Source organism: Pseudomonas sp. FP1154 (assembly GCF_030687245.1).
GTDB lineage: Bacteria > Pseudomonadota > Gammaproteobacteria > Pseudomonadales > Pseudomonadaceae > Aquipseudomonas > Aquipseudomonas rhizophila.
In genome coordinates this window covers 5,431,700-5,448,280 of sequence record NZ_CP117465.1, presented here as the reverse complement: position 1 = coordinate 5,448,280, position 16,581 = coordinate 5,431,700, and the positions used below count along the sequence as shown (strand labels likewise).

Genomic DNA, 16,581 nt, shown 5'->3' with positions numbered 1-16,581 from the left:
TGACGGCTGTCGGTGATCGTTCCCACGCTCTGCGTGGGAACGCCTCATGTGACGCTCCGCGTTACTCTTTGGGACGCGGAGCGTCCCTGGCTGCATCCCCACGCAGAGCGTGGGAACGATCAGCGTGAGGGCTATCAGGCGCCGATGACCCCGCCATCCTCACGAGTAATCACCATCACCGACGACCGCGGCTTACCGTTGGGCAGGTGCTCAGGGAACGTCGAGCTGCCGCTGGGATGCTGGATGCCGACGAACAGGGTTTTGTAGTCTGGCGAGAAGCTGATGCCGGTCACTTCGCAACCCACCGGCCCGACCAGGAATCGACGGATTTCGCCACTGTCGGGGTCGGCGCAGAGCATCTGGTTGTTGCCCATGCCGGCGAAGTCCCCGGTATTGCTGAAATCACCGTCGGTCTGAATCCACAGCCGCCCGGCCTTGTCGAAGCCCAGGCCATCGGGGCTGTTGAACATGTTCTGGGCGTTGATGTTGGACGAGCCGGCTTTCGGCGTGCCGGCGTGTACCGCCGGGTTGCCGGCGACCACGAACAGATCCCAGGAGAAGGTCTTGGAGGCATGATCGTCGCGGTCGGTGCGCCAGCGCAGGATCTGCCCGTAGACGTTCTTGGCCCGAGGGTTTGGTCCTTCCACCGGTTGACCGGCATCACCGCGCTTGGAGTTGTTGGTCAGGGTGCAATAGACCTGGCCGTCCTTGGGGCTGACCACGATCCACTCCGGGCGGTCCATGCGCGTGGCGCCAACGGCACTGGCGGCCAGGCGCGCATGGATCAGCACTTCGGCCTGGTCAGCGAAACCGCTGCTGGCGTCGATGCCGTTCTTGCCGTGGGTCAGTTCGATCCACTGGCCCTTGCCTTTGGGGTGGTCCGGGTTGCCGTCGCCGGCATCGAAGCGCGCCACATACAAGGTGCCGTGGTCCAGCAGGTTGCGGTTGGCTTTGGCATTGCGATGGTTGATGCGCTCGCGGCTGACGAACTTGTAGATGAATTCGCCGCGCTCGTCATCGCCCATGTACACCACGGCGCGACCGTCATTGGTCTGCGCGAGGGCGGCGTTTTCGTGTTTGAAACGGCCCAGAGCAGTGCGTTTTACCGGGGTGGATTGCGGGTCGAACGGATCGATTTCCACCACCCAGCCATGGCGATTGAGTTCGTTGGGGTTCTTCGCCAGGTCAAAACGCGGGTCGTGCAGGTGCCAGTTGATTTCACTGCTGGTGACGGTGGCACCATAGCGTTTTTGTGCCGCGTCGAACTGCAGGTCCGCCTTGCTGCTGCCGAAGCAGTCGGTGAAGTTCTCTTCGCAGGTCAGGTAAGTGCCCCACGGCGTCATGCCGTTGGCGCAGTTCTGGAAAGTCCCCAGCACTTTTTTGCCGCTCTTGTCGGCGCTGGTTTTCAGCAGGTCGTGGCCGGCTGCCGGACCACGCAGGCGAATCGGAGTGTTGCCGTGGATCCGGCGGTTGTAGCGCGATTCCTGGACGAACTGCCACTGGCCGCGGCGACGCTGGATCTCGATCACCGACACGCCTTCGGCGGCTTGGGCCTTGCGCACGTCTTCGGCCGACTGCGGCTGGCCGCCGTGAGGGAACAGGTATTGGTAGTTGGTGTACTCGTTGTTGATCGCCATCAGCGCCCGGTTCTTGTCGCCGGGGAATTCGAACAGGCTCATGCCGTCGGTGTTGTCGCCAAACTGCTCTTCCTGAGCGCGGGCTGTTCCATTGCCACTGGGGTCGAACGCCGGTGCATTTTTGCGCAGTGGCTGGCCCCAACTGATCAGCACCGAGGCTTTGTAGCCCGGTGGCAGGGTAATGGTGTCGGCCGTGGCGGCGGCGATGCTTTTAAAGCCCAGCAGCTTGCTGTTGCCTTCGCTCACGGCGGCGGCCAGCACGCTGCGGCTCAGCAGGTTGCCGCCCAGGAACATCGCCGCGCCGCACAGGGCGCCGGCGCTGATGAAGCTTCGACGGCTCAGGCCGACGATCTTTTCCAGGTCGGTGGATTGGTTTTCTTCTAATAGGCTCATCATCAGGCTCCCTGCTGGTTTTGGCAGTCACCTTAAAGCGGGTCGATGAAACTATTGTTGCAGCGCGCTACAGCGGTGTGCCGAGCAGCACATTTGTCGGTGAAAACGCGACGTGCACCGCAGAACCGGTAGCCAGGTTTCGCTCATGCAATTGGAGCGGATCGGCCAGGGCGCACAATGTCTGGCCGTTGGGCAGGCCGATACGCACTTCACTGGGGCCGTCTTCGGCGGCGGCAACCTGCTCGATCACGCCGCGCAACGTGTTGATTCCCGATTGCTCCGCTGACTCGATGGGGTGCAACTCCAACCAGCCGGCCTTGATCAGGGCCACCACTTCGGTGCCGATAGCCAGCTCCAGGCGTAAGGTGCTGTCATGGGTGATTTGCGCCTCGATGACCAGACCCCGGGCCAGTTCCAGGCGTACCCGGTCATTGTGGCCCTGGGCCTCGATCCCCAGGACTTTGCCATGCAGTTGATTGCGCGCGCTGGTGCGCAGCATCAAGCGACTGAGCAGGCCCAGATCCCCGGCGTCCTCGCTGGCTTCCAGTAACTGCGCCTGCAGCGCTTGCAAGCGCTGATACAGACGCAGCACGCGTTGCCCCTCCTCTGACAGCTTGGCGCCGCCACCGCCCCTGCCGCCGACGCTGCGATCCACCAGCGGCTGGTCCGCCAGGTTATTCAATTCGTCGATGGCATCCCACGCCGCCTTGTAGCTCAGGCCCGCGCTCTTGGCGGCGCGGGTGATCGAGCCTTGTTCGGCAATGTGCTGCAACAAGGCGATGCGTTGTGGGCGCCGGACGATGTGCTGGGTCAGGAGCGGGGGCAATGACATGATGGAGAACTGCGCCAAGGAATCATGAGCGGACGTTGGCGCCTCGCAGGCGGCGCGTCAAGCCGGCTCACCGGGTTTCGGCGTGCGGGCCAGGCAATACACATCGACCCGGGCGGCGCCGGCATCCAGCAGCAGGCGGGCCAGCGCCTGGGCCGTGGCGCCGGTCGTGAGCACATCGTCGACCAACGCCAGGTGACGGTTGCCGAGCACGGCGTCGGGTGTGATGGCAAAGGCTTGACGCAGGTTTCGGCGCCGGGCCCTGGCATCGAGTGCCTGCTGGGCGGGGGTGTCCTGGACGCGCCGCAGCAGTTGTTCTTCGCAAGGGATCTTCAATGTCGCGCTGAGCCAGCGTGCAAGCATCGAGGCCTGATTGAAACCCCGTTGACGCAAGCGCCGATTGGCAAGCGGTACTGGCACCAGTGCGTCGGGTGGCTCCAGTCCTTCATTGAAGTGATGCTGCAGGGACTGCGCCAGCAGTTCGCCCATCAACCGACCGAGCGGCCATTTGGCCTGATGTTTGAAACGTGCGATCAGGCTGTCGATAGGAAAGTCGTAGGCCCATGGCGCCAGGACCCGCTCGAAGGCTGGCGGTTGAGTGGCGCACTGGCCACAACGCAGCCCGGCCATGGGCAGTGGCAAGGCGCAGATACTGCACTGGTCACCGAGCCAGGGCAGTTCGCTCTCGCAGGGGGTGCAAATGGGTTGGGGCGTATCGGTGGTTTCGCCACACAACAGACAAGATTGTTTGTTTTTTAACCAGATGTAAACCGGTCCATCGTATCGTGGTTGACAGCGCATGACTCTTCCTTAAATATGCCGAACATCCGTGTCGCGCCTGTGGGTATTCCATGTCCCCAGGTGCCAGCCAAGCATAATCAAGGAAATGCCCATGAGCGCCAGCACCACTGCCAACCTGCGTCATGACTGGTCTTTGGCCGAAGTCAAAGCTCTCTTCGTCCAGCCCTTCAATGACCTGTTGTTCCAGGCGCAGACCGTGCACCGCGCGCATTTCGACGCCAACCGCGTCCAGGTGTCCACGCTGCTGTCGATCAAGACCGGCGCCTGCCCGGAAGATTGCAAATATTGTCCGCAGTCCGGCCACTACAACACCGGGCTGGAAAAAGAAAAGTTGCTGGAAGTGCAGAAAGTCCTCGAAGAGGCCGCCCGTGCCAAGGCCATCGGCTCGACCCGTTTCTGCATGGGCGCGGCGTGGAAGCATCCGTCGGCCAAGGACATGCCTTATGTGCTGGAGATGGTCAAAGGCGTGAAGGCCATGGGCCTGGAGACCTGCATGACCCTGGGCCGCCTCGATCAGGACCAGACCCAGGCCCTGGCCCAGGCCGGCCTGGACTACTACAACCACAACCTCGACACGTCGCCGGAGTTCTACGGCAGCATCATCACCACTCGTACCTACAGCGAGCGTCTGCAAACCCTGGCTTACGTGCGAGATTCGGGGATGAAGATCTGCTCCGGCGGCATCCTGGGCATGGGCGAGTCCCTGGACGATCGCGCCAACCTGCTGATCCAGCTGGCGAACCTGCCGGAGCATCCGGAATCGGTGCCGATCAACATGCTGGTAAAAGTCGCCGGCACGCCACTGGAAAACGCCGAAGACGTCGACCCGTTCGATTTCATTCGCATGCTCGCCGTAGCGCGGATCCTGATGCCCCAGTCCCATGTACGCCTGTCCGCCGGCCGCGAAGCGATGAACGAACAGATGCAGGCCCTGGCATTTTTCGCCGGTGCCAACTCGATTTTTTATGGCGACAAACTCCTGACCACCGCAAACCCGCAAGCCGACAAGGACATGCAACTGTTCGCTCGCCTGGGCATCCAGCCGGAGGCCCGCGAAGAGCATGCTGATGAAGTGCATCAGGCGGCTATTGAACAGGCGCTGGTGGAGCAGAAGAGCAGCGAGCAGTTCTACAACGCCGCCCTCTGAGCTGACGCAAAAAAAATGTGGGAGCGAGCCTGCTCGCGATGGCGATGGAGCATTCAACATTTGTTGACTGGCACGCCGCTATCGCGAGCAGGCTCGCTCCCACAGGGGGATCTCCTCCAGTCTTTAAATAGCGGTTCACCCCGAGGCCTGCATGCCCTTCGATCTCGCCGCACGCCTGACTGCCCGTCGTGCCGAAAACCTCTATCGCCAGCGCCCGCTGCTCGAAAGCCCACAGGGGCCAGAGGTGGTGGTGGACGGCCAGCCGCTGCTGGCGTTCTGCAACAATGATTACCTGGGCCTGGCCAATCATCCGCAAGTGATCGAAGCCTGGCGCGCCGGTGCGGCGCGATGGGGCGTGGGTGGCGGTGCTTCCCATCTGGTGATCGGCCACAGCGGGCCTCATCATGCCCTGGAAGAAGCCCTGGCTGACTTGACTGGCCGCCCGCGGGCACTGCTGTTCACCACCGGCTACATGGCCAACCTTGGCGCTGTCACCGCACTGGTGGGGCAGGGTGATACGGTGCTGGAGGATCGACTCAACCACGCTTCGTTGCTCGACGCCGGGTTGCTGTCCGGCGCGCGCTTCAACCGTTACCTGCACAACGATGCCCAGAGCCTGGCCAACCGTCTGGAGAAAGCCACCGGCAATACGCTGGTGGTCACCGATGGTGTGTTCAGCATGGACGGTGACATCGCCGATCTGCCGGCCCTGGCCCGTGCAGCCAGGGCCAAGGGCGCCTGGCTGATGGTCGATGATGCCCACGGTTTCGGCCCGTTGGGGGCCAATGGCGGCGGGATCGTCGAACATTTTGGCCTGAGCCAGGATGACGTGCCGGTATTGGTCGGCACCCTGGGCAAAGCCTTCGGTACTGCCGGTGCTTTTGTCGCCGGCAGTGAAGACCTGATCGAAAGCCTGATCCAGTTCGCTCGTCCCTACATCTACACCACCAGTCAACCGCCGGCTCTGGCCTGCGCTACGCTCAAGAGTCTTGAGCTGCTGCGCAGCGAGCATTGGCGGCGCGAACATTTGCAGGTGCTGATCCGCCAGTTTCGCCACGGTGCCGAGCAGATCGGCCTGCAATTGATGGACAGTTTCACGCCGATCCAGCCGATCCTGATCGGCGATGCGGGGCGGGCGATGCGCTTGTCGCAGATGCTGCGTGAGCGGGGACTGATGGTCACTGCGATCCGCCCACCCACCGTGCCGGCCGGCAGCGCTCGTCTGCGCGTGACCTTGACCGCCGCTCACAGTGAGGCTCAGGTGCAGCTACTGCTGGAGGCATTGGCCGAGTGTTTTGCACAACTGGGACCGGAGCCAAGCCATGCGTGATCGACTGATATTGCTGCCTGGTTGGGGCTTGGGCGTTTCCCCGCTGGAGCCTCTGGCGGCTGCGCTGCAAGGGCTCGATGAACATCTGCGGGTCGAGATCGAGCCGTTGCCGGCACTGACCTCAAGCGACCTCAATGAATGGCTCGATGAGCTGGATGCCACATTGCCCCAGGATGCCTGGTTGGGTGGCTGGTCGCTGGGCGGCATGCTGGCCGGCGAGCTGGCGGCGCGTCGGGGCGAGCGCTGTTGCGGCTTGTTGACCCTGGCGAGCAACCCTTCTTTCGTGGCCCACGATCAATGGCCGAGCGCGATGGCCGGTGAAACCTTTGATGGGTTTCTCGCCGGGTGCGCCGCCGACCCGCGCCAGACCCTCAAGCGCTTCAGTTTGTTATGTGCCCAGGGTTGCAGCGATCCGCGCGGCTTGTCGCGATTGTTGCTGGCGGGTGCGCCAGTCACTTCGCCCAATGTGTTGATGGCCGGGCTCGAGCTGCTGGCGCAACTGGATACCCGCGCCGCCTTGCAGGGCTTCGGCGGCCCGCAGCTCCACGTGTTTGCCGGGCTCGACGCGCTGGTACCGGCTGAGGCAGCGGGTGAATTGCTGGTGTTGCTGCCCGATGTTGAAATCGGTCTGATCGAACAGACCGGCCACGGATTCCCTCTGGAAGACCCTCACGGTGTGGCGGGGGCGATTCAGGCTTTTTTGCATGAGTCCGATGATGACTGATTTGTCTGTTGCCAAATTGCCCGGTGCCTTGCCGGACAAGCGCCAGGTGGCGGCCTCGTTTTCCCGGGCGGCGACCAGTTACGACAGCGTGGCCGAGCTGCAGCGCGACGTAGGCCAGCAGTTGCTGGACCGGCTGCCTGCTTCGATCATGCCTGAGCGCTGGATGGACCTGGGTTGTGGCACCGGCTATTTCACGAGGGCGCTGGGTACGCGCTTCGGCGAGGTGACCGGGTTGGCGCTGGATATCGCCGAAGGTATGCTCAACCATGCTCGCCCTCAGGGCGGGGCTGCGCACTTTATAGCCGGTGATGCCGAGCGGTTGCCCTTGCAGGCCTCCAGTTGCGATCTGGTGTTCTCCAGCCTGGCGGTGCAGTGGTGCGCGGATTTTGCCTCGGTGTTGAACGAAGTCCATCGGGTTTTGAAACCCGGTGGCGTGTTTGCCTTTACAAGCCTTTGCGTCGGCACGTTGTACGAACTGCGCGACAGCTGGCGTCAGGTGGATGGCCTGGTGCACGTCAACCGTTTTCGCGGGTTCGAAACGTATCAACAGCTATGTGAGGCCAGCGGGCTGAACGTTATCAGCCTGGAAAACCGTCCCCATGTGATGTATTACCCGGACGTGCGCGGTCTGACCCATGAATTGAAAGCCCTAGGCGCCCACAATCTGAACCCCGGCCGGCCCGGCGGGTTGACGGGCAGGGCGCGGATCCTCGCACTGGTTGACGCTTACGAACAGTTTCGTCAGGTACAGGGTTTGCCCGCGACCTACCGGGTGGTTTACGCCGTGCTGGAGAAACCGCTATGAGCCAGGCTTATTTCATCACCGGTACCGACACCGACGTGGGCAAAACCACCGTCGCGGCTGGCCTGCTGCATGCTGCGCGACAGGCTGGCATGTGCACCGCCGCGGGTAAGCCCGTGGCCTCTGGTTGTGAAGTAACGCCCAAGGGCCTGCGCAACGCCGATGCCTTGGCGCTGTTGGCCGAATGCTCGGTGCCGCTTGAGTATGCCCAGGTCAATCCGGTGGCGTTCGAGCCGGCCATCGCGCCTCACCTAGCCGCTCGGGAAGCCGGCGTGGCCTTGACTGTGCAATCGTTGCTGGGGCCGATGCGTGAAGTGTTGGCCTTGGAGGCCGATTTCACTCTGATCGAAGGCGCGGGCGGCTGGCGCGTTCCGCTGGCCGATCAGGACAACCTCTCGGACTTGGCGATGGCGCTGGGGCTACCGGTGATCCTGGTGGTGGGCGTGCGCCTGGGCTGCATCAGCCACGCCCTGTTGACCGCCGAGGCCATCGCCCGGGACGGCCTGCAACTGGCGGGTTGGGTGGCCAATATCATCGACCCCAAGACATCGCGGCTGGAAGAAAATCTGGCGACCCTGGCCGAACGCCTGCCGGCGCCGTGCTTGGGGCGTGTGCCGAGAATCAAGGGCATCACCGCCGAAGCCGTGGCTGCGCATCTGCACCTGGATTTGCTGGACTACTAAGGTTTTCACTATGACAAGGCACTGTGCCATTAGTGTTTTTGTCGGGCCTTTTCCCCAGGCTTCTGTTTCAATGTCCGCTGTCTACCCTTCCAGAAGACGAGTTCTGCCATGGAAATCTCAGGAAATACCGCGTTCTATGCCGGTCTGAGCACTATTCAGACAGGGCAGAACCGTGTCGATCAGGCCTCGAGCCAGATTGCCAACAATACAATCGAGCGTTCGGTCACCAGCCAGTCGTCCGAACTGCAAGCCGATCGCTTGCGGTCGGTGGATCGCAGCCAGCAATCGGACTTGGCCAGCAACATGGTTGAAATGTCCCAGGGCAAATTTCAGGTCGAACTGGGCGTGAACGTGGCCAAGGCTTCCGATGAAATGCTCGGTACGTTGATCGACACTTTCGTCTGATTCTCTACTTCAGGTTTGTCAAAACGCTGCGATTATTCGCGGCGTTTTCGTCTCTAACTCCTTCTGGCTCAACTAATCTTTTCCTACGGACGCTGTGAGTGTTTCGCTGCGGTGAATTGCTGTGCCTGGGATTTTTTCAGGGACGATGACGAACGGCAAAAGATCGACGCTTGACAAGATTTAGGCGTAAACGTATGTTTCAAACAACTGTTTGACCGTCACAACAAATCCATGCGGTCGTTCATTCCCGGTTACATCAGCAGAGGTTTATCGCTATGCCTGACTACAAGGCCCCCTTGCGTGATATTCGCTTCGTTCGTGACGAACTGCTTGGCTATGAAGCGCACTATCAGAGCCTTCCGGCTTGCCAGGACGCAACGCCAGACATGGTTGACGCCATTCTCGAAGAAGGCGCCAAGTTTTGTGAGCAGGTGCTGGCACCGCTGAACCGTGTGGGCGACATCGAGGGCTGCACCTGGAGCGAATCCGGTGTGAAGACTCCGAGCGGCTTCAAGGAAGCCTACAAGCAATTCGTCGAAGGCGGCTGGCCAAGCCTGGCCCACGACGTTGAGCATGGTGGTCAAGGCCTGCCGGAGTCCCTGGGCCTGGCGGTCAGCGAGATGGTCGGCGAAGCCAACTGGTCGTGGGGCATGTACCCAGGCCTGTCCCATGGCGCGATGAACACTATTTCCGAGCACGGTACGCCCGAGCAGCAAGAGGCCTACCTGACCAAGCTGGTTTCCGGCGAATGGACCGGGACCATGTGCCTGACCGAGCCGCACTGCGGCACTGACCTGGGCATGCTGCGCACCAAGGCCGAGCCTCAGGCCGACGGTTCGTACAAGGTCAGCGGCACCAAGATCTTCATTTCGGCCGGCGAACACGACATGGCCGACAACATCGTCCATATCGTTCTGGCACGCCTGCCGGACGCTCCGGCCGGTACCAAAGGTATTTCGCTGTTCATCGTTCCCAAGTTCCTGCCTAACGCCGACGGCTCCATCGGTCAGCGCAATGCGGTGAGCTGCGGTTCGCTGGAACACAAGATGGGCATCCACGGCAACGCCACTTGCGTGATGAACTTTGACGCGGCCACCGGTTTCCTGATTGGCCCGGCGAACAAAGGCTTGAACTGCATGTTCACCTTCATGAACACCGCACGCCTGGGCACCGCGCTGCAAGGCCTGGCTCATGCCGAAATCGGTTTCCAGGGTGGCCTGAAGTACGCCCGTGACCGTCTGCAAATGCGTTCCCTGACTGGCCCGAAAGCGCCGGACAAGGCTGCCGACCCGATCATCGTGCACCCCGACGTGCGTCGCATGCTGCTGACCATGAAGGCCTTCGCCGAAGGTAACCGGGCGATGGTTTACTTCACCGCCAAGCAAGTGGACATCGTCAAATACGGCGTCGATGAAGAAGAGAAGAAAAAAGCCGATGCACTGCTGGCGTTCATGACGCCGATCGCCAAGGCGTTCATGACTGAAGTCGGCTTCGAATCGGCCAACCACGGCGTGCAGATTTATGGCGGTCACGGTTTCATTGCCGAGTGGGGCATGGAGCAGAACGTTCGCGACAGCCGCATTTCGATGCTGTACGAAGGCACCACCGGCATCCAGGCCCTCGACCTGCTGGGCCGCAAAGTGCTGATGACCCAGGGCGAAGCGCTCAAGGGCTTCACCAAGATCGTTCACAAGTTCTGCCAAAGCAACGAAGGCAACGACGCGGTCAAAGAGTTCGTAGAACCTCTGGCTGCGCTGAACAAGGAATGGGGCGAGCTGACCATGAAGGTCGGTATGGCGGCCATGAAAGACCGCGAAGAAGTTGGCGCGGCCTCGGTGGATTACCTGATGTACTCCGGTTACGCCTGCCTGGCCTACTTCTGGGCTGACATGGCGCGCCTGGCGGCGGAAAAACTCGCCGCCGGCACCACCGAAGAAGCTTTCTACACCGCCAAGCTGCAGACCGCGCGCTTCTACTTCCAGCGCATCCTGCCACGCACCCGCACTCACGTGGCAACCATGTTGTCGGGCGCCAACAACCTGATGGACATGAAAGAAGAAGACTTCGCACTGGGTTACTAAGCCTTACGCGGTTCTTCTAAAAAAGCCGTTGCTTCCTTCGGGAGCAGCGGCTTTTTTGCGCCTGACCGCAACCCCTGTGGGAGCGAGCCAGCTCGCGATGACGGCGGCATATCCAACATCATTGTGGGCTGACCCACCGCTATCGCGAGCAGGCTCGCTCCCACAGGAGTTGTTGGCAATCGTGGAACAACATTCATCCAACAAAGCCCTAAGAAAACATCCCCCCCTGCCGTTACAAGGATGGCAGTGTGACATCTGTCACATCTCGCGTGCCTTAATGCCCCAGTAGCAGGCACAATGCCATCTTTGATCAGCCGGGTCGGAGCTTTTACCCTTGCCGCGTTCTTCCGCTGTACGTCTCAGTCATTTCCTACCGTCATTGGTGCTATTGCTGGCGGGGCTTGCGGCTGCCTACGTCAAGGATCTCAATGTCTTTTTCACCTCCCTGTTCAACGTTCTTCCTACATTGGTGTTGTTGCTCGGAGGGGCGTACTGCGCCGTTTACCGACGTCAGCGTGAGCTGTTTCTGATGATCACGGTGTACATCGCCTATTTCCTGCTGGACACCCAGACCGACTTCTATCGCGACAACGGCAAGGTGCGCGATGACGCAGCGGTGGTGTTTCACCTCGTCTGCCTGTTGTTGCCGCTGTTATTTGGCCTGTTCGCCGCGTGGCAGGAGCGGACTCATTTGTTCCAGGACATGGTGGCGCGGTTCGCGGTGCTGCTGATCTTTGGAAGCGTGGCGCTGGCCCTGGAGCAAAGTTTTCCCCAGGCACTGCTGTTGTGGCTTTCGGAGATCCGCTGGCCAGCGTTGCACGGTGCCTGGATGAGCCTGATCCAGTTGTCCTACCCGGTGTTCATCGCCGCCTTTGTGTTGCTGGCCTGGCAATACTGGCGCCATCCGCGACCGTTGCATGCCGCGCAATTGGTGGGTTTGCTCGGCGTGTTCTGGATGTTGCCCAAGACCTTCATCCTGCCATTCACCCTGAACATCATGTGCAGCCAGGTGATGCTGATGATCGCGGCGGCGGTCGCCCACGAGGCTTATCAGATGGCGTTCCGTGACGAACTGACCGGCCTGCCGGGGCGTCGGGCACTGAATGAGCGCATGCAGCGCCTGGGTCGCAATTATGTCTTGGCGATGAGCGACGTGGACCATTTCAAGAAATTCAATGACACCCACGGCCACGACGTGGGCGACCAGGTGTTGCGTCTGGTCGCCAGCAAACTGTCGAAAATCAGCGGTGGCGGTAGGGCTTATCGCTACGGTGGAGAGGAATTTGCGCTGGTATTCGCAGGAAAAACCATCGAAGAGTGCATGCCTCATCTGGAAGTCATTCGCGAATCCATCGCGAACTACAGCATCCAGCTACGCAATCCCGACAGTCGTCCCCAGGATGATCAACAAGGTCGCCAGCGTCGTGCCGGTGCCGGGGCATCCAGTGTATCGGTGACGGTCAGCATCGGTGTGGCCGAGCGCATCGAACAGCGCACCCCCGAAGAAGTGCTCAAATCCGCTGACCAGGCTCTCTACAACGCCAAGGGAGCCGGGCGTAACTGTGTGATTGCCTATGGGCAGAACCGTCGCGGTGCGGTGCGCATGGAAGCGGCCGCGGGTTGAGTGATGATGGCGCATTCAGCGTCTGGACTGTGATTGTGAGCCTCGGTGGCCGGCAGTAGGTTTGAACGACCTGTTACCGGAGAAGACCACCATGCCCGAGTACAAAGCCCCGCTGCGCGACATGCGCTTTCTGATCGATCACGTCTTCGATTTCCCTGGCCGCTATGCCGAACTGGGCGCCAGCGATGCCAGCCCGGACATGGTCAGCGCGATCCTCGAGGAAGGCGCCAGGTTCTGTGAGAATGTGCTGGCGCCGCTCAATCGCTCCGGTGACGAAGAAGGCTGCCATTTCGACAACGGCGTGGTCACCACGCCTACAGGCTTCAAGCAGGCGTTCGCACAGTACGTGGAGGGCGGCTGGCACGGCCTGGCGGCGGACCCGACTTACGGCGGCCAAGGATTGCCCAGTTCCCTGGGCCTGGTCATCAGCGAAATGGTCGGCTCTAGCAACACCTCCTGGGGCATGTACCCGGGCCTGACCCATGGTGCGATGTCGGCCATTCATGCCCACGGCACCGAAGAGCAGAAACAGGCCTACCTCACCAAGCTCACGGCCGGTCAATGGACCGGCACGATGTGCCTCACCGAAGCCCATTGCGGCACGGACCTGGGCATCATCAAGACCCGAGCCTTGCCTCAGGCCGATGGCAGCTACGCGATTACCGGCAGCAAGATTTTCATTTCCGCCGGCGAACACGACATGAGCGACAACATCATTCACTTGGTGCTCGCCAAACTGCCGGATGCGCCTGCCGGGACCAAAGGTATCTCGCTGTTCATCGTGCCCAAGTTCCTGCCAGACGCCAGTGGCGAAGCGGGACCGCGCAATGGCGTCTCCTGCGGCTCGATCGAGCACAAGATGGGCATCAAGGCGTCCGCCACCTGCGTGCTTAATTTCGACGGGGCCAAGGGATTCTTGATCGGCGAGCCGAACAAGGGTCTGAACTGCATGTTCACCATGATGAACCATGCCCGGCTGGGCACCGGCATGCAGGGCCTGTGCCTCGGGGAAGCGAGCTTCCAGGGCGCGATCAAATATGCCAACGACCGTTTGCAGATGCGCTCGCTGACCGGCCCCAAGGCGCCGGAAAAAGCCGCCGATCCGATCATCGTCCACCCCGATGTGCGCCGGATGTTGCTGACCATGAAAGCCTTCAACGAGGGCAACCGGGCGCTGACTTACTTCACCGCGCAACTGCTGGATATCGCACACCTGAGCAGCGACGAAACCGCCCGCCAGGAGGCCGAAGACCTGCTGGCGTTCCTCACCCCGATCTGCAAGGCTTTCATGACCGATACTGGCCTGGAAGTAACCAACCACGGCATGCAGGTGTTTGGCGGCCATGGTTTCATTCGTGAGTGGGGCATGGAACAGCTGGTGCGCGACTGCCGTATTGCGCCGATCTATGAAGGCACCAACGGCATCCAGGCCTTGGATCTATTGGGGCGCAAGGTGCTGGGCAGCCAGGGCAAGTTGCTGCGAGGGTTCACCAAAATCGTCCATAAGTTCTGCGCCGCCAACGCTGAACATCCGCAGCTCAAGGATTACGTCGCGCAACTCAACGGGCTCAACCAGCAATGGGGCGAACTGACCACCCGGGTTGGCATGGCGGCCATGAAGAACCCCGATGAAGTCGGCGCCGCTTCGGTGGACTATCTGATGTACAGCGGTTACATCATCCTGGCCTATCTGTGGTTGCGCATGGCGTTGGTGGCCCAGGCGCAACTGGATGCAGGCGAAGGTGATGCGGATTTCTGCCGGGGCAAACTGGCGACCTGTGAGTTTTACTTCAAGCGCCTGCTGCCAAGGACCGCTGCCCATCGGGCCGCGGTTGAGGCGGGGAGCGATTGCTTGATGAAGCTGCCGGCGGAGTTGTTTGCCCTCTGATGTGAGGGGGACAAAGATCGCAGGCTTCGCCAGCGCCTACAGACGTGCGCATATTCCCTGTAGGAACTGGCGAAGCCTGCGATCTTTTCTTTGGTGACTAAAAATAACAAAACAGTCACTGGCTGACCCTATGTGTCGCAAAAGTTGTTGGGGTACACTCAGGCCACTGCAAAAACCGTTTTCTTACGAACCAATTGTTTAGATCTTGCGAGGTTTGCCATGGCTGACTACAAAGCGCCCCTGCGCGATATGCGCTTCGTCCTCAATGAAGTGTTCGAGGTCGCGAAGCTCTGGGCTCAACTGCCGGCGCTGGCCGAGACCGTAGACGCTGAAACCGTCGAGGCGATCCTTGAGGAAGCCGGCAAAGTCACCAGCAAAAGCGTTGCCCCCCTCAGCCGTGCAGCTGACGAAGAAGGTTGCCACTGGGCTGACGGTGCCGTCACCACGCCAGCCGGTTTCCCACAGGCCTACAAGACTTACGCTGAAGGCGGCTGGGTCGGTGTCGGTGGTGATCCGACCTACGGCGGCATGGGCATGCCCAAGGCTGTTTCGGCTCAGGTCGAAGAAATGGTCAACTCCGCCAGCCTGTCCTTCGGCCTGTACCCCATGCTGACCGCCGGGGCTTGCCTGTCGATCAATGCTCACGCCAGTGAAGAGCTGAAAGCAGCCTACCTGCCGAACATGTACGCCGGCGTCTGGGCTGGTTCCATGTGCCTGACTGAGCCGCATGCCGGTACGGACCTGGGCATCATTCGCACCAAGGCCGAACCTCAGGCCGATGGTTCCTACAAGGTCAGCGGCACCAAGATCTTCATTACTGGCGGCGAACACGACCTCACCGAAAACATCATCCACCTGGTGCTGGCAAAGTTGCCGGACGCACCGGCAGGCCCTAAAGGCATCTCGCTGTTCCTGGTGCCCAAGTTCCTGGTCAATGCCGACGGCAGCCTGGGGGCGCGTAACGCGGCCAATTGCGGGTCGATCGAACACAAGATGGGCATCCAGGCGTCCGCCACCTGTGTGATGAACTTCGACGACGCCGTGGGTTATCTGGTCGGCGAGCCGAACAAAGGCCTGGCGGCGATGTTCACCATGATGAACTACGAGCGTTTGGGTGTGGGTATCCAGGGCCTGGCCACCGGTGAGCGCTCCTACCAGAACGCCATCGAATACGCCCGTGACCGCCTGCAAAGTCGTTCGCCAACCGGTGCGCAGAACAAAGACAAAGTCGCTGACCCGATCATCGTCCACCCGGACGTGCGCCGGATGTTGCTGACCATGAAAGCTTCGAACGAAGGTGGCCGGGCATTTTCCACCTACGTGGCGATGCAACTGGACACCGCCAAGTTCAGCGAAGACCCGGCCACCCGCAAGCGTGCCGAAGATCTGGTGGCCTTGCTGACCCCGGTGGCGAAGGCGTTCCTGACTGATCTGGGACTGGAAACCACTGTCCATGGCCAGCAGATTTTCGGCGGCCACGGCTACATTCGCGAATGGGGTCAGGAGCAACTGGTGCGTGACGTGCGCATCACCCAGATCTACGAAGGCACCAACGGTATCCAGGCGCTGGACCTGGTAGGGCGCAAGATCGTCGGCAGTGGCGGGGTGTTCTACAAGCTGTTCGCTGACGAAATCCGCCACTTCACGGCTACCGCGAGCAGTGATCTGGCCGAGTTCACCAAGCCGTTGAACGACGCTGTCGGTACGCTGGATGAGCTGACCGAATGGCTGCTGGACCGGGCGAAAAGCAACCCGAACGAAATCGGCGCGGCTTCGGTGGAATACCTCCAGGCGTTCGGCTACACCGCCTACGCCTATATGTGGGCACTGATGGCCAAGGCGGCCTTGGGCAAAGAAGCGCAGGATGATTTCTATGCGAGCAAACTGGGCACGGCGCGGTTCTACTTCGCCCGTCTGCTGCCGCGCATCCACTCCCTGAGTGCCTCGGTGAAGGCGGGTAGCGAGTCACTGTTCCTGCTGGACGCTGGGCAGTTTTGAAATCTGACGGCGTGTAAGCAAATGCTTACACGCCGTGCTGGCGTTTTCCCTCTATCGGCTGATTGGATCCAGAGCTAATCTACTTCACATGGACGTCGCGCAGGATGCGCAAAGCAAAAACACGGACACGTAGGATTCTGCCAGGATGGCGGAGCGAAATGGATGTCAGGGAAACAGTCTGCAAAGCCCCGCTTCGGCGGGGTTTTCTTTTGTCCGCGTTTTTATCTTCCCGCGCTTTA

General features: G+C 61.0%; 13 protein-coding genes. 10 read left to right on the top strand and 3 right to left on the bottom strand.

Annotated elements, in window-relative coordinates; all coding sequences use genetic code 11:
- Positions 1 to 134: 134 nt before the first annotated feature.
- The 3 genes from PSH91_RS24420 to PSH91_RS24410 form a co-directional block, all read right to left on the bottom strand.
- A complete protein-coding gene (locus PSH91_RS24420; protein WP_107323012.1) occupies positions 135 to 2,030 on the bottom strand; it encodes a PhoX family phosphatase in 1,896 nt (631 codons plus the stop codon).
- Positions 2,031 to 2,097: 67 nt separating this feature from the next.
- On the bottom strand, positions 2,098 to 2,862 hold the full coding sequence (locus tag PSH91_RS24415) for a TOBE domain-containing protein (protein ID WP_305466883.1): 765 nt from the start codon (positions 2,860 to 2,862) through the stop codon (positions 2,098 to 2,100).
- A 57-nt stretch (positions 2,863 to 2,919) separates the two neighbouring features.
- Complete coding sequence (locus tag PSH91_RS24410) at positions 2,920 to 3,660, bottom strand: ComF family protein (RefSeq protein WP_139049008.1); 741 nt, start codon at positions 3,658 to 3,660, stop codon at positions 2,920 to 2,922.
- Positions 3,661 to 3,751: 91 nt separating this feature from the next.
- Between PSH91_RS24410 and bioB the strand changes: the two genes are divergently transcribed.
- The 10 genes from bioB (at position 3,752) to PSH91_RS24360 (ending at position 16,342) form a co-directional block, all read left to right on the top strand.
- The gene (gene bioB, locus PSH91_RS24405) at positions 3,752 to 4,807 is read left to right on the top strand and encodes a biotin synthase BioB (protein WP_076383416.1); all 1,056 of its coding nucleotides are present in this window, start codon (positions 3,752 to 3,754) and stop codon (positions 4,805 to 4,807) included.
- Positions 4,808 to 4,958: 151 nt separating this feature from the next.
- Positions 4,959 to 6,137, top strand: coding sequence for an 8-amino-7-oxononanoate synthase (gene bioF / locus PSH91_RS24400; RefSeq protein WP_047228116.1), 1,179 nt, complete (start codon positions 4,959 to 4,961; stop codon positions 6,135 to 6,137).
- A complete protein-coding gene (locus tag PSH91_RS24395) occupies positions 6,130 to 6,861 on the top strand; it encodes an alpha/beta fold hydrolase (protein ID WP_047228115.1) in 732 nt (243 codons plus the stop codon). The genes bioF and PSH91_RS24395 overlap by 8 nt, the downstream gene beginning before the upstream one ends.
- Positions 6,854 to 7,666, top strand: a complete 813-nt coding sequence (gene bioC / locus PSH91_RS24390; RefSeq protein ID WP_047228114.1) for a malonyl-ACP O-methyltransferase BioC — start codon at positions 6,854 to 6,856, stop codon at positions 7,664 to 7,666. Before PSH91_RS24395 ends, bioC begins: the two co-directional genes overlap by 8 nt.
- On the top strand, positions 7,663 to 8,346 hold the full coding sequence (gene bioD, locus PSH91_RS24385) for a dethiobiotin synthase (protein WP_076383418.1): 684 nt from the start codon (positions 7,663 to 7,665) through the stop codon (positions 8,344 to 8,346). Before bioC ends, bioD begins: the two co-directional genes overlap by 4 nt.
- 108 nt (positions 8,347 to 8,454) lie before the next feature.
- Positions 8,455 to 8,751, top strand: coding sequence for a pyrroloquinoline quinone biosynthesis protein PqqE (locus PSH91_RS24380; protein ID WP_107323009.1), 297 nt, complete (start codon positions 8,455 to 8,457; stop codon positions 8,749 to 8,751).
- A gap of 275 nt (positions 8,752 to 9,026) precedes the next feature.
- A complete protein-coding gene (locus tag PSH91_RS24375) occupies positions 9,027 to 10,832 on the top strand; it encodes a phenylacyl-CoA dehydrogenase (protein WP_047228111.1) in 1,806 nt (601 codons plus the stop codon).
- A 334-nt stretch (positions 10,833 to 11,166) separates the two neighbouring features.
- The gene (locus PSH91_RS24370; RefSeq protein ID WP_047228110.1) at positions 11,167 to 12,456 is read left to right on the top strand and encodes a GGDEF domain-containing protein; all 1,290 of its coding nucleotides are present in this window, start codon (positions 11,167 to 11,169) and stop codon (positions 12,454 to 12,456) included.
- 91 nt (positions 12,457 to 12,547) lie between these two features.
- Positions 12,548 to 14,344 (top strand): acyl-CoA dehydrogenase C-terminal domain-containing protein, encoded by a 1,797-nt coding sequence (locus PSH91_RS24365; protein ID WP_047228109.1) that lies wholly within the window; start codon positions 12,548 to 12,550, stop codon positions 14,342 to 14,344.
- A gap of 219 nt (positions 14,345 to 14,563) precedes the next feature.
- Positions 14,564 to 16,342, top strand: coding sequence for an acyl-CoA dehydrogenase C-terminal domain-containing protein (locus tag PSH91_RS24360; protein WP_047228108.1), 1,779 nt, complete (start codon positions 14,564 to 14,566; stop codon positions 16,340 to 16,342).
- Positions 16,343 to 16,581: the final 239 nt, after the last annotated feature.

Excerpts from the sequence above, each read along its gene's own strand:
- PSH91_RS24360 (WP_047228108.1), top strand. The coding sequence starts at position 14,564 with ATGGCTGACTACAAAGCGCCCCTGCGCGATATGCGCTTCGTCCTCAAT.
- bioB (WP_076383416.1), top strand. The coding sequence starts at position 3,752 with ATGAGCGCCAGCACCACTGCCAACCTGCGTCATGACTGGTCTTTGGCC.
- bioC (WP_047228114.1), top strand. The coding sequence starts at position 6,854 with ATGACTGATTTGTCTGTTGCCAAATTGCCCGGTGCCTTGCCGGACAAG.
- PSH91_RS24380 (WP_107323009.1), top strand. The coding sequence starts at position 8,455 with ATGGAAATCTCAGGAAATACCGCGTTCTATGCCGGTCTGAGCACTATT.
- PSH91_RS24395 (WP_047228115.1), top strand. The coding sequence starts at position 6,130 with ATGCGTGATCGACTGATATTGCTGCCTGGTTGGGGCTTGGGCGTTTCC.
- PSH91_RS24415 (WP_305466883.1), bottom strand. The coding sequence starts at position 2,862 with ATGTCATTGCCCCCGCTCCTGACCCAGCACATCGTCCGGCGCCCACAA.
- bioD (WP_076383418.1), top strand. The coding sequence starts at position 7,663 with ATGAGCCAGGCTTATTTCATCACCGGTACCGACACCGACGTGGGCAAA.
- PSH91_RS24365 (WP_047228109.1), top strand. The coding sequence starts at position 12,548 with ATGCCCGAGTACAAAGCCCCGCTGCGCGACATGCGCTTTCTGATCGAT.
- PSH91_RS24375 (WP_047228111.1), top strand. The coding sequence starts at position 9,027 with ATGCCTGACTACAAGGCCCCCTTGCGTGATATTCGCTTCGTTCGTGAC.
- PSH91_RS24420 (WP_107323012.1), bottom strand. The coding sequence starts at position 2,030 with ATGAGCCTATTAGAAGAAAACCAATCCACCGACCTGGAAAAGATCGTC.
- bioF (WP_047228116.1), top strand. The coding sequence starts at position 4,959 with ATGCCCTTCGATCTCGCCGCACGCCTGACTGCCCGTCGTGCCGAAAAC.
- PSH91_RS24410 (WP_139049008.1), bottom strand. The coding sequence starts at position 3,660 with ATGCGCTGTCAACCACGATACGATGGACCGGTTTACATCTGGTTAAAA.